The sequence below is a fragment of the Flavobacterium sp. GSA192 genome, assembly GCF_006386525.1.
Taxonomy (GTDB): Bacteria; Bacteroidota; Bacteroidia; order Flavobacteriales; family Flavobacteriaceae; genus Flavobacterium; species Flavobacterium commune.
Window position 1 is genome coordinate 12039 of record NZ_VAHC01000003.1, and the last position, 13902, is coordinate 25940.

10 protein-coding genes are annotated in these 13902 nt (G+C 33.1%); 3 read left to right on the forward strand and 7 right to left on the reverse strand.

What is annotated here, in order from left to right:
- Window positions 1-132 precede the first annotated feature (132 nt).
- Window positions 133-2583 carry an endopeptidase La gene (gene lon / locus FDM27_RS06900; protein ID WP_071185617.1) on the forward strand — a complete coding sequence of 817 codons (2451 nt, stop codon included), beginning with the start codon at window positions 133-135 and terminating at the stop codon, window positions 2581-2583.
- Between the two features lie 81 nt (window positions 2584-2664).
- Here lon and FDM27_RS06905 read toward each other — a convergent pair whose 3' ends face one another.
- The 4 genes from FDM27_RS06905 to FDM27_RS06920 all read right to left on the reverse strand — a co-directional run bounded on the left by FDM27_RS06905 (window position 2665) and on the right by FDM27_RS06920 (window position 6205).
- Window positions 2665-3765 carry a PAS domain-containing sensor histidine kinase gene (locus tag FDM27_RS06905; protein WP_140485723.1) on the reverse strand — a complete coding sequence of 367 codons (1101 nt, stop codon included), beginning with the start codon at window positions 3763-3765 and terminating at the stop codon, window positions 2665-2667.
- A gap of 189 nt (window positions 3766-3954) precedes the next feature.
- A complete protein-coding gene (locus FDM27_RS06910) occupies window positions 3955-4797 on the reverse strand; it encodes a hypothetical protein (RefSeq protein ID WP_071185619.1) in 843 nt (280 codons plus the stop codon).
- 25 nt (window positions 4798-4822) lie between these two features.
- Window positions 4823-5641 carry a 3-deoxy-8-phosphooctulonate synthase gene (gene kdsA / locus FDM27_RS06915; protein ID WP_071185620.1) on the reverse strand — a complete coding sequence of 273 codons (819 nt, stop codon included), beginning with the start codon at window positions 5639-5641 and terminating at the stop codon, window positions 4823-4825.
- 102 nt (window positions 5642-5743) lie between these two features.
- On the reverse strand, window positions 5744-6205 hold the full coding sequence (locus FDM27_RS06920) for a 2-dehydro-3-deoxyphosphooctonate aldolase (RefSeq protein WP_071186435.1): 462 nt from the start codon (window positions 6203-6205) through the stop codon (window positions 5744-5746).
- 245 nt (window positions 6206-6450) lie between these two features.
- Between FDM27_RS06920 and FDM27_RS06925 the strand changes: the two genes are divergently transcribed.
- A complete protein-coding gene (locus FDM27_RS06925) occupies window positions 6451-7008 on the forward strand; it encodes a YeeE/YedE family protein (protein ID WP_071185621.1) in 558 nt (185 codons plus the stop codon).
- 115 nt (window positions 7009-7123) lie between these two features.
- Window positions 7124-7537: a DUF6691 family protein gene (locus FDM27_RS06930; RefSeq protein ID WP_071185622.1), complete on the forward strand. Its 414-nt coding sequence runs from the start codon at window positions 7124-7126 to the stop codon at window positions 7535-7537.
- 62 nt (window positions 7538-7599) lie between these two features.
- Here FDM27_RS06930 and FDM27_RS06935 read toward each other — a convergent pair whose 3' ends face one another.
- The 3 genes from FDM27_RS06935 to FDM27_RS06945 all read right to left on the reverse strand — a co-directional run bounded on the left by FDM27_RS06935 (window position 7600) and on the right by FDM27_RS06945 (window position 13848).
- On the reverse strand, window positions 7600-10008 hold the full coding sequence (locus FDM27_RS06935) for a thiamine pyrophosphate-dependent enzyme (RefSeq protein ID WP_071185623.1): 2409 nt from the start codon (window positions 10006-10008) through the stop codon (window positions 7600-7602).
- A gap of 184 nt (window positions 10009-10192) precedes the next feature.
- Window positions 10193-13027 (reverse strand): aminopeptidase, encoded by a 2835-nt coding sequence (locus FDM27_RS06940; protein WP_255510502.1) that lies wholly within the window; start codon window positions 13025-13027, stop codon window positions 10193-10195.
- 92 nt (window positions 13028-13119) lie between these two features.
- Window positions 13120-13848, reverse strand: coding sequence for a TIGR00730 family Rossman fold protein (locus FDM27_RS06945; RefSeq protein WP_071185624.1), 729 nt, complete (start codon window positions 13846-13848; stop codon window positions 13120-13122).
- Between the last annotated feature and the right edge of the window lie 54 nt (window positions 13849-13902).

Below are 13902 nucleotides of genomic sequence, written 5' to 3' on the forward strand. Positions count from 1 at the left end.
ATTGACTTATATACACTATACAAAACACGATTTTATATTACTAATTGATTTACAGTAGTATAAAACATGAAAATACTAACTTTGTTATTGAGCGGTTGAATTGTTTAATGACAAAAAGACTTAAATTACACTATGTCAAAACATAAAATACTTACTATTGACAATCTGTCACAACAAGAATTCGATTCTGAAGCAGAATTGATTCCTTTATTGACTCCGGAAGATGAAGAAGAAATGATAAAAGAAGAATTGCCTGATTCTCTTCCTATTTTGCCATTGCGAAATATGGTTTTGTTTCCGGGTGTGGTAATTCCTATTACAGCCGGCAGAGATAAATCGATCAAATTAATTGATGATGCAAATGCTGATGGAAAAATTATTGGTGTTGTAGCTCAAAAAAATGAAGAAATCGAAGATCCATCAATAGAAGATATCAATTCTATTGGCACAGTTGCACGTATTTTGCGTGTACTTAAAATGCCTGACGGAACTACAACCGTGATTCTACAGGGTAAAAAACGTTTCGAAATCGAATCGGTAACTTCTGAAGAACCTTATATTTCGGCATTGATAAAAGATTTTTCAGAAGAGCGACCAGATAAAGAAGATTCTGAATTTTTAGCAATTTTGGATTCTATTAAAGAATTGGCTATCCAGATTATTAAGGTCAGTCCGAATATTCCAAGTGAAGCTACTTTTGCTATAAAAAACATTGAAAGTCAGTCTTTCCTAATCAATTTTGTTACTTCTAACATGAATTTATCTGTTAAAGAAAAACAAGATTTACTAGCTATCAATAATTTAAAAGACAGGGCTTTAGAGACTCTTAAATATATGAATGTTGAGTTGCAAAAACTCGAATTAAAAAATGATATTCAATCTAAGGTACGTTTTGATTTAGACCAACAACAAAGAGAATATTTTCTTCACCAACAGATGAAAACCATTCAGGAAGAATTAGGTGGTTCGACTCAGGAAGAAGAAATGGACGAGATGTTAGTGAAATCTAAGTCGAAAAAATGGGATGAAAAAACGCAGACTATTTTTGAAAAAGAATTGACAAAAATGCGACGTATGAATCCGCAGGCTCCTGATTATGGTATCCAGAGAAATTACATGGAATTGCTATTGGATTTGCCTTGGAATGAATATTCGAAAGACAATTTCGATTTAAAAAATGCTCAAAAAATACTTGATCGTGACCATTTTGGACTAGAAGAAGTAAAGAAAAGAATGATAGAGCATTTGGCTGTTTTGAAATTGAGAAACGATATGAAATCTCCAATTATTTGTTTAACAGGACCTCCTGGAGTGGGTAAAACTTCTATTGGACGTTCGGTTGCAGAAGCTTTAGGAAGAGAATATGTTCGAATTTCTTTAGGAGGATTGCGTGATGAAGCTGAAATTCGCGGACATAGAAAAACCTATATTGGTGCGATGCCGGGTAGAATTATTCAGAGTTTGAAAAAAGCGGGAACATCAAATCCGGTTTTTGTTTTGGATGAAATTGATAAGTTGTCTAATAGTAATCATGGCGATCCGTCTTCGGCATTATTAGAGGTTTTAGATCCGGAACAAAACAGCGCTTTTTACGATAATTTTGTCGAATTAGGCTATGATTTGTCTAAGGTGATGTTTATTGCTACCTCCAACAATATGAGTGCTATCCAGCCAGCTTTGAGAGACCGTATGGAAATTATCAAAATGTCAGGTTATACTATTGAAGAAAAAGTAGAAATAGCCAAACAGCATTTGTTTCCACGTCAATTAAAAGAGCATGGATTGACTTCGAAAGATTTAACTATTGGAAAAAAACAATTGGAAAAAATTGTAGAAGGATATACCCGTGAATCAGGTGTTCGTGGACTGGAAGCTAAAATTGCTCAAGTGATTCGCAACGCAGCAAAATCAGTTGCCATGGAGGAGGAGTACAATAAAAAAGTGACTGATGAAGACATTGTAAGTGTACTTGGTGTTCCAAGATTAGAGCGTGATAAATACGAAAGTAATGATGTAGCCGGAGTAGTTACAGGATTAGCCTGGACAAGCGTTGGTGGCGATATTCTTTTTATAGAATCTTTGCTCTCACCAGGAAAAGGTGGAATGAGTATTACCGGAAATTTAGGTACGGTAATGAAAGAATCGGCTACAATTGCTTTGGAATACATCAAAGCCAATGCGGATCAATTAGGTTTGAGTTCTGAATTGTTATCTAAATATAATATTCATTTACATGTTCCTGAAGGTGCTACGCCTAAAGACGGCCCAAGTGCCGGAATTGCGATGTTAACTTCGTTAGTTTCTCTTTTTACACAAAAAAGAGTTAAGAAACATATAGCAATGACAGGTGAAATAACCCTTAGAGGAAAAGTATTGCCTGTAGGCGGAATTAAAGAAAAAATTCTGGCTGCAAAAAGAGCTAATATCAAAGAAATCATCTTGTGTCATGAAAACAAAAGTGATGTTGATGAAATTAAAGCAGAATACTTAACAGGTGTTACTTTTCATTATGTAAAAGAAATGAGCGAAGTACTGGCGATTGCAATTACGGATCAAAAAGTAAAAAACGCTAAGAAATTATAGTTCAATTTTAAGGGGTTTATCTCGCAGATTCACAGCTTGTATTGTTTTAATTTGTGAATCTGTGAGATGAAATCTTCGTTTTTAGTTGTTGAAAGTTATTTCAAATTTAGCTCCTTTATCAACTTCACTTTCAAGACTGATATGACCTCCCAGATTAGTAACGTGGTTATATACTAAATAGAGTCCAATACCGTTGCTGTCAATGTGTTCATTGAAGGTTTGGTGCAAACCAAAAACTTTATCTTTAATTTTTTCGAGATCAAATCCAATTCCGTTGTCTGAAATTATCAACTGCGTTTTGTTGTTGCGTTTTTCTGAACGAATGGTTATTTCCGGTAAAATATCCGATTTAGCGTATTTGATAGCATTTGTTATCAGGTTTAAAAAAATACTTTTCAAATAAGCTTTGTTGAAATATACTTTGTCGGTTACAGAAAAGTCGATATTTATTGTAGTTTTTGAATTTTGGATTAATGAATTTATAGCAATCAAAACTTCATCCAAAGCAGTTTTTAAATCAATTTCTTCTAATTGTGAATCGGTTTGGTTTTTCGAATTTAAAAGTCGGATGTATTGATCCAGATTTTCTTTTAAGGTATCTGCGGTGCTTTTTAAAATAGAAATAAATTCTAAAGTTTCTTCATTTTGAATGTTATTGGTATCCATCAATTCAAAAATAGAAAGCATATTATTAACTGGCGATCTTAAATCGTGTGCTGCTGAATAACTGAGTTGTTTGAACTCTTTATTTATTTCGGTAAGTTGTTTGATGTGTAGTTTTCGTTCCTGTTCTAATTCTTTTTTATCAGTAATGTTTTTAGCTACGGCATAGATTAATTTTTCTTCTTCAACAGGTATTGAAGTCCATAAAAGCCAAACTATTCGTCCGCTTTTAGTTAAATATCTGTTTTCAAAGCTAAATAATGGAATCTTGTTTTTAAGTTCATTTCTGGCTAAACTGGTCTTTTCTTTATCTGTATTATAAACAAAATCGTTTATTGGTCTTGCTAATAACTCTTCGTTAGAATATTCTAAAAGTTTTGAAACTGCCGGATTTATTCTTTTAAAATAACCATCATATCCTGCAATACAAAACAAATCTTGTGATAGGTCAAAAAACTTCTCGAAGTTGCTAAAAAAATCAAAATCCTGAACAACGCCATTTTCTCTATTTTTTGTCATAGTTATTTATTAAAATAATGTCGGTATTGTAATAAATAGGTTTTTTAAAAAGACTTGGGGAGTTTTTCTAAAATAAGATAAGTATTTTAATCATTAAAAATACTTATAAAATAGATTGAATTGTATGTTAAGAGCATAAAAAGAGGTTTACCTGGCAATAAACCTCTTTAAAATAAAATGGTTCAGAATTTATATTCTGAAAATTCCTCCAAAAGCAATAATTCTTTGCAGAAAGAAAAAATCCTGCGAAGCTTTATCGGCATTGCTTTGTGTAGTGCGAATATCCTGCATGTTGATATATCCTGCTTTTAATTCTCCCTGAATGTAAAAGTGCTTAAAGAAAGTAAGGTTTAAACCGGCTTTTACAGAAGTTCCAAAGCCTGAAATATGAAAATCATCATGACGTTCTTTTCCTAATAAAGTAGTGTTGGTTTTTGGATAAAGTACTCCAACACCAATACCTTCTGTTAAATTAACCTGGATTTTATCAGTGTTTTTAATTTTGAATAATGTCGAAATATCATCATGTCTTGAAAATTCGGTATTTACATAATTCAGTCCGTCAGTATGTTCGAATTTTAAAAAGGCTTCAGTCATTTGGGTAGAAGTATTATTGTAAGTTCCATCAAAGTCAGAGCCTATGTCGATAGTTCCTGTAACATTTGCCGTTTGATTTTGAGTCATTACATATTTCATGTGATCTACACCTATTGCAATGCTGTAATGGTCATTGATAAAGTAACCCACTCTTAAATTGGTTTGAGGAATGGTCATTCGAGCGGGATTAATATAATCAATATGCCAGCCTTTTGGTTTATCATGAGCAACCATATTATCGATGGTAAAATTATAACCTTCTCCTTTAAAAGTCACATCCGATTTAGAATAACTTTCTCTGTTTCCGCCCCATGAAACAAAGAACTTTCCTTTGTTATGAGCGGTATATTTATCTTGTATTTTAATTGTTTCCTGAGCACTTAGACAGTTAGTGAATAAGAATGTAATAAAAGCAGTAGTGAATATTTTTTTCACGAAAATGTTAATTATAAATTTAAAATTAGAATGCGTTAATTGTTTTTCTAATAGCGACTAATTTGGTCATTAGATCTTCAAAATAGTCCAGATGCAACATATTCGCTCCATCACTTTTAGCATTAGCCGGATCAAAGTGGGTTTCAATAAAAATTCCGTCAACACCTACAGCAATTCCAGCTTTGGCAACGGTTTCAATCATATCAGGTCTTCCGCCGGTAACTCCTGCTGTTTGGTTGGGTTGTTGCAATGAATGCGTGACATCAAGTACTGTAGAAGCATACTGTTGCATAGTAGGAATTCCTCTAAAATCAACAATCATGTCCTGATAACCAAACATAGTTCCGCGATCAGTCACCATTACGTTTTGATTATTGCAATCCAACACTTTTTGTACGGCATGTTTCATGCTTTCCGGACTCATAAATTGTCCTTTTTTCAGGTTGACTGTTTTTCCTGTATTGGCAGCAGCCACAACTAAATCCGTCTGACGTACTAAAAAAGCAGGGATTTGTAAAACATCTACATATTGAGCTGCCATGTCAGCATCTTCATTGGTATGAATGTCTGTTACAGTAGGAACATGGAAAGTTTCAGAAACTTTTCTAAGGATTTTTAATGCTTTTTCGTCTCCAATTCCGGAAAAACTGTCAATTCTGGAACGGTTTGCTTTTTTGAAAGAACCTTTAAAAACGTAAGGGATTTGTAACTTGTCAGTGATACCAACAATTTTTTCGGCAATGCGCAATGCCATTTCTTCTCCTTCGATGGCGCAAGGCCCTGAAAGTAAGAAAAAATTACCGCTTTCAGTATGTTTAATTTGAGGGATATTTTGTATGTTCATAAGTGATTTTTAATGATTGCAAAGGTAGTTATGATTTTTGAGTTTGCCGATTTTAATAAGCTATTAAATTAAGGCTAAAGCAACTATTTTTTAGTTGAGGATTTATTCTTTTTTTCGAATGCTTAAACCTACAGGACACATTAACGCACCTTTTTCATAGATGTTCAAATATAAAACAACAGGTTTTTTTTGACCTTGCCAACGGATTTCGTAAACATTTAAAAATCCGGCTCCCATAGTACTTCTTTTAGTTGGGAACGGACAACAGGTTTCTAATTTAGTAAAGCTGATTTTTTCTCCTTTAGGTCCAGCTAAGGCGTTCAAAAAACGTTCTTCATTGATTTGTTCATTGTAGGTGTTATAATAAAAAATATTGATGGGATAATCTTTATCATAGCCATATTTCTTGTTTTTGCTGTATTCAGTAATGACAAAAGTATTGTCTTTGGCTAGTTTAAGATTAGGAGCATTGTCATCTACGTTTTTTAAAGTAGATTTTGTACTTATACAAGAACTGCTTAAAAATAATATGATCAGAGTAACAATTATTTTTTTAGAGATCATAAAAAGTATCAGCTTTTTATTTCCTTGAATTTGCTTACGTAAATGGGTTATCAATTGTGATTTCATAAATGAATTAATTTGGGAATAGTTGGTTTTGTAATAGTCTTGCAAAGATATTGAGAACTTCAAAAATGGAGTTATTAATTTGCTTTTTTTTAAAGAAAGTGAATTAATTTTATCGAATGTAACATTTCTCACACTCCAATGGGAACATACTTTTTAACTTTGACAAAAAAATAAAAAATATGGAATTGATTTATCATACCTGGTCATGGTATATTTCGGGTTTTATAATTGGCTTGATAATGCTGATTTTAATTTATTTCGGAAAATCTTTCGGAATGTCTTCTAATTTAAGAACGCTTTGTAGTATAGCAGGTGCAGGAAAAAAAGTAGCTTTTTTTAGTTTTGATTGGAAATCACAGCGTTGGAATCTTGCTGTAGTAGCCGGAGCAATGTTAGGAGGCTTTGTCGCTACTCATTATTTAAGTGACGCTTCTAATGTGTCGATAAATCCTGAAACGATAGCACAGCTTGAAATGATGAATATTGATGCGCCACAAGGAAAATTAATGCCTGATGCCTTGTTTTCGAATCAGGTTTTTGAATCTCCAAGATCGATTTTGATTTTAATTATTGGTGGGGTTTTAATTGGTTTTGGTTCTCGTTATGCCGGAGGATGTACCTCAGGACATGCTATTTCGGGATTGAGTAATTTACAACTTCCTTCTTTAATAGCTGTTATGGGATTTTTTATTGGCGGATTAATTATGGCTCATTTTATTTTACCTTTAATTGTATAAGTAATGAAATGAGCATCAACTAAAATTGGTTATAATTACTAAATTGGTTATATGCGAATTACACCTGCCTGTCGGCAGACAGGTATTACCTATAAAAAATAATAAATATTAAAATATGAAATTAGTAAAGTTTATATTAGTTGGTTTTGTTTTCGGAATTGTATTAACCAAATCAGAAGCGGTTTCCTGGTATCGAATTTATGAAATGTTCCAATTTCAATCCTTCCATATGTACGGAATTATTATGGTGGCTGTTTTGACAGGTATTGTAGGAATCCAAATTATAAAACGATACCATTTAAAAGATTATTCGGGGGCTCCAATTTGTATTCCAGATAAGGAACATTCAACAGCGCGTTATCTTTTAGGCGGAATAATTTTTGGATTAGGATGGGCATTAGCGGGTTCTTGCCCGGGTCCCATATTTATTTTGATTGGAGCTGGTTTTACAAGTGTTATTGTGGTGCTTCTGGGAGCTGTACTGGGAACTTTTTTATATGGAGTTCTAAAAAATAAGTTGCCTCATTGATTTATGAAAAAGTCCCGATGAAAAATTCGGGACTTTTTTTGTTTATAGCGGAAAATACAATTTTAATATAATTTTGGATATTTTACAGGATTAGATTCTGAAAGAATATTGTATGTTTTTTCATAAATGTCTTCGATAGAAGGTTTTGAAAAATAATCTCCATCAGTTCCATAAGCAGGACGGTGTTCTCTTGCTGAAAGAGTTTGCGGTTTGCTGTCTAAAAACTGATAAGCATCTTGTTCTTCAATTATTTTTTGTAAAATATAAGCTGAAGCTCCTCCAGGAACATCTTCGTCAATTACTAAAAGGCGATTTGTTTTCTTTAGACTTTTGGCAATATCGTGATTGATATCGAAAGGGATTAAGGATTGAATGTCAATTACTTCGCAATCAATACCGGTTTCGGCTAATTCTTTGGCCGCCTGTTCTACTAGTCTAAGGGTAGAACCATAGGAAACAAGTGTAATATCAGTACCTTCTTTTGTGGTTTCAACTACACCGATTGGTGTTTTAAATTCACCAAAATTCAAAGGCATTTTTTCTTTTAATCTATAACCATTTAAACATTCAACAACTAAGGCAGGTTCGTCGCATTCTAGTAATGTATTGTAAAAACCGGCAGCTTTAGTCATGTTTCTGGGAACTAAAACATGAATTCCTCTAATAGCATTGATAATCATTCCCATAGGAGAACCGGAATGCCAAATCCCTTCCAGGCGATGTCCTCTGGTTCTAATAATCAATGGTGCTTTTTGTTTTCCTACTGTTCGGTATTGCAATGAAGCCAAATCGTCACTCAGAATTTGAATAGCATACAATAAATAATCAAGATATTGAATTTCGGCAATTGGTCGTAATCCTCTTAATGCGAGTCCTATTCCCTGACCAATAATAGTGGCTTCTCGGATACCTGCGTCGGCAACACGGGTTTCTCCGTATTTTTCCTGCATTCCTTCTAATCCTTGGTTCACATCGCCAATATTTCCTGAGTCTTCTCCAAAAATAAGCACCTCAGGATATTTAGCAAATAAAGCATCAAAGTTATCACGGATAATCATTCGTCCGTCTGTATCTTTTCTGGCATCTGCGGCATAAGTAGGTAATACTTCTTTAACTGAAAAAACATTATTTTTAGATTCTGAATAAAGATGATTACTGAAAGTAGCCTGATTTATTTGAGTGTATTTTTGTATCCAAAGTGATAATTCTTTTCCCTGAACTTCGTTAACAACTAAACGTAAAGATTTTCGGGCTGTAGCTAGGATTTCCTTTTTTAGAGGATCTTTAATGTTTTTTAGGCTGTTTGAAAGTTTTAGAATTTCTTCTTTGTTTTTACTTGAAGGAGCAATTTTTTCCAATAAGCTAACGAGTTCGTTTTTCTCACTAACAATAGGGGCTATGAATGAATTCCAGGCAGCCTTTTTACCTTCTAAAACTTCTTTTTTGATAGCGGTATCAATTTCGTTGAGTTCTTCGGCAGAAGCGATATTAATAGCTATCATCCATAGTCTCATTTGTCTGATACAGTCAAATTCTCTTTCCCAGTTCAGTCGTTCTGTGCTTTTGTATCTTTCATGTGATCCTGAACTTGAGTGTCCTTGTGGTTGTGTTAATTCGGTTACGTGAACTAAAACGGGAACATGTTGCTCTCGGGCAATTTTTGATGCTTTTTCGTAAGTAGTAATCAAGTCAGAGTAATCCCAGCCTTTTACGGTGAAAATTTCAATTCCATTACTGTTTTTATCGCGTTGAAATCCAGCTAAGATTTCAGAGATGTTTTCTTTAGTAGTTTGGTGTTTTGCGTGTACCGAAATACCGTATTCGTCATCCCAAATACTAATTAACATTGGTACTTGTAAAACTCCGGCGGCATTTATGGCTTCAAAAAAAACTCCTTCGGATGTACTGGCATTTCCAATGGTTCCCCAGGCAATTTCATTTCCTTTGTTGGAAAAATTACTTTGATTAGGAATATTGTTTATTTTGCGATAAACCTTAGATGCTTGGGCTAAACCCAGTAAACGAGGCATTTGAGCAGCAGTAGGAGAAATATCAGAGCTGGAATTTTTTTGTTTAGACAGGTTTTTCCAACTTCCGTCTTCGTTTAAACTATGAGTTACAAAATGACCTCCCATTTGTCTCCCAGCCGACATGGGCTCTTGTTTAATATCGGTATTGCCGTATAATCCGGCAAAGAAATTAGCTATTGTAAATTCGCCAATAGCCATCATGAAGGTTTGGTCACGATAGTAGCCTGAACGAAAGTCGCCATCTTTAAAGAATTTGGCCATTGCTAATTGTGGCACTTCTTTCCCGTCACCAAAAATTCCAAATTTAGCTTTTCCTGTCAATACTTCTCTGCGTCCTAACAGACTGCATTCGCGACTGGTTACAGCTATCTTATAATCATTCAATACTTCAGTCTTGAAATCCTCAAAAGTCAATGTAGCATTGTTTTTTTCTTTTATCATAATTGAAAGATTATAATTCATGGCGCAAATTTACTTAAAAACTGCTTATTATCATAATCCAATAAAAGAAAAACTATTTATAATTCGATGTTTTTATTCAAAAAAAATATTGTTTTTTTTAATAAAAATTAATTTTTGTTTAAATATTTGATTATTGTGCAATTCTTTATTGCAAGTAGTTTGTTTAGAACCATTTTCGATTAAATAAATTAATTAATGATTTTGGCGAAAGAGTAATGATAAATCTGATTTTCTCATTATAATTGTTCTGACTTATTTCCCATCCATTTGAAGAATAGACTGGTAGGTACATTTCAAAATAGTCAGGAACCAGGTTTAATCGGATGCCACTGTCAAAAAGAAAGGTCTCTTTTTGAAATTTATTTTTTAAAAGTCCAGCATCGCCATATACTTCTATCCAGTTCCAAAGTTTGTAACTGGCATTTATAGTACTCATCCATTGATTAGCATAAGGTGTTTTTAACTTGGATTTGAACCCTCCTTCAGCAACAATCAATTGTTGACTGAAGAAACCACTACTTTCTGAACGACCATAATAACCATAATCAAACAAATAATCGGTAGGTCGATCCAGAGCAAAACTGAAAAAATCAGAATTTGTATTGTTGTATAAAAATTTTCCAGCATACACACGAAGATTAAATTGCTGGTTGTTTTCAAAGAGTTTTCGAAATTCAATTTCGCCAGCCAGTTTTCCAAAGTTACTGGCAACTTGAAAGTCGCCGATAAAGTTGAAGTGTTTTGTGATTTCTGTTTTAGTATTAAAATATTTAGCATTAAAAACTGAATAATTTTCGGTTGTAAGATCATTGGTAACAATGGCGCTCTTCTCACGATTTACGAGTACCTGACGTAAATAGATTAATTGTTTTCTATTGTCTCTGAAATCATTTTCTCTAATTCGAATTTGAATATTAGGGTTTAGTTTGGTATAAGAAGCATCGGGAGCATAATGGAAATAAGAAGCTGACATATTGTATTTTACATTGTACAATCGGCTGTTTCTGTAATTTTGATTTATCGAGAAAAATCCGGATCCTGATATTGTTTTTGCATTAGTAGAATAAGCAGGATTGATGTCAAAAATAAAGGGTTTTTCTAATATGGTTTTGTTATGAAGACGCGTTCCAGGGATTAATCCATCATATAAATTGTATTCTAATGTAGGAACATACAGAATTTGGTTGTAATAAGGATCTTCTAAGTCCTTCATGAATACAAATTTTACAGGGCGATTATTTGGAAAAAAGGACTTTAATGATTTCCAATTGTTTCTTAAATTATATTCAGGAACTTCATTTTTATAATTCAGTACAATTTTGCTGGCGTTACTTCTTTCAATGTTGAAAATACTGTCTTTAGGAGCGGGTTCCAGCCATTTTTTAAAAACAATTTCTTTACCTTTTACTCCATAAACAGGAACAGGAACGTTAATTCCGGTTTTGTTTTTTAGTGTAAACTGGATGCTGTCAGCGGTTTTAGTGACTTTGTTGAATTTGTAATCAATAAGATTTCGGGAATAGATTACGGTATTAAAAAACCAGTCAATATCTTTATTTGTTTGCTGTTTCAGTTTGTTTTCAAAATCAATTGCTGTAGTTTGTAAGCCTTTATTTTTACTATAAAAAGCATAGATACTTTTGGACACAGCCTGATTTTCTAAATAACTATTTAAAAAACGCAAACTCAATCCAGCACGGTATTTACTGGCAATTTGTTCGTTGAATTTTATTAAAGTATTTTTAGGAGTTCCCAATGCCTGATCCAGATTTTTTCGGGCCATTAACATATAAAAATAACTGTATTGCTCGTTGAAATCTAAATTGATGAGATTGAAACTTTTTAATAATTTAAAAGTAGAGACATTTCCCATCATCTTAGTGTTAGGGTAATTTTCTTCAATGTATTTCATCATGGTATAGATTTGAATACCATCATGAACCCAGCTTTCTTTTCGATTATCAATAAAAAGGCTGTTGTTGAGATAAACATTAAGATAGGTTTTTAAGAATTTTAGTTCGTATGTAAATTCATCAGTAAATGGTCGAATAAAAGAAGGTAATTGGTTGAGTCCATAAAAAGGATTTCTTTCGTAATCGGTTTGTGAAATAAGTATTTTTTTAAAAGGATAATCGCCAACTAGTTTTTTTACAAAACGCACCACACAGTCTATTGCTTCGGCCTGAGCAAAAGGGGTGATTTTGTCTCCGTCTAAATTAGTTATCACTTCGAAACTTTCACTTTTAAAATTTGTAAAAGTCGATTTGGGTTCGATAAAAAGACTAAAGTTAACCCTGTTTTTTCCGTTTAATTTGTAGATAGAATAATCATTGTTTGAAATTTCTTCAACAGTGTCTAAATCGGTATTAATTGTAAAACCTTCAGCTACTTTTAGTTCAATATCAAAGTCTGAAACAGCATTAGCGATGTCGTCTAAATTTTCGTTGCTGTATTGTACAAATGCCTGATTTGTATATAAAGCAGGGGTAAGGAACCAGTCTTTTAGATTAATATTTCCAAATTCGTCATAACCAAATTTAGTGAATTTACTGCTTGGTATTTTTACTTTATAACGAAGTTGAAGTGTGATTTTTTGGTTTGGAGCTAGTTTTTGGGCTAGTTGTACAACAATTAGATCCGGATTTTTCTCAGGTCTTTTCCAGAATAGTGGTAAAAGCTCATTGTTTAAAATACTGATATTTGATGTTTTACCTCTTTCTTCTTCTTTTGCCAAATGAAAACCTCGATAAAATTCATCCGAAAACCTTTCTGCCAAAGGAGTTTTAACATCCGAATAAGCGTTGATCCAGTCGTTTAAAATAATTTCTGAAATACTGTCAGCTGAAGTGTTGTGAAAAATAATTTTCTGTTCAATGTTCAGTAGGTGAGTTTCGGTATCAACTTCTGCTATAACTTTGTTATAATGTTGTGCAATACTATTGTTTGCTGTGGTAATAACAACAAGTAGTAATAGCCATATTTTAGCAATAGTGTTCAACGGTAGTTTGGGGTTTAATGCTAATTGAAGTTACATTATTTTTATTATATCAATGCAAATAAAATATAAAAAAAGCTGTTAAAAAACAGCTTTTAAAAATTAGGTTTAAGAGTGTATTTTTTGTAGAAATTATCAAGAACTTCGACTACTTCATCTTCGTGATCAACAATTTTTATCAGATGTAAATCCTCAGGGCTTACTGTTTTTTCCTGTTCTACCAAGACTGCTTTTATCCAGTCGATTAATCCGGACCAATAACTGCTACCGACTAAAATAATAGGGAAACGAGCAATTTTTTTGGTTTGAATTAAAGTAATGGCTTCAAACATTTCGTCTAATGTTCCAAAACCACCCGGCATGACCACAAATCCCTGTGAATATTTGACAAACATTACTTTTCTAACAAAGAAATAATCGAAATTCAGGTTTTTATCGTGGTCGATATAAGGATTAAAATGTTGTTCAAATGGCAATTCGATGTTCAAGCCTACCGAAGTTCCTCCGCCTAGATGAGCCCCTTTGTTTCCTGCTTCCATAATTCCGGGACCACCACCGGTAATGACACCATAACCGGCTTTGCTGATTTTGAAAGCAATTTTTTCGGCTAGTTGATAGTATTTGTCATCAGCTTTTGTTCTGGCTGATCCAAAAATAGAAACACAAGGACCAATACGTCCCATGTTTTCATAACCATTCACAAATTCCGACATGATTTTGAAAATTGCCCAACTGTCATTGGTACGAATCTCATTCCATGTTTTTTGTTTTAAACTATTTTGGATTATTTTTTCTTCATCATTATCAAAATCTTCTAGTCTCATCTTCTTGTTCATTTTAGTATTGTTTTTTAATTTGGAGCTATATTAGTTTCTAAC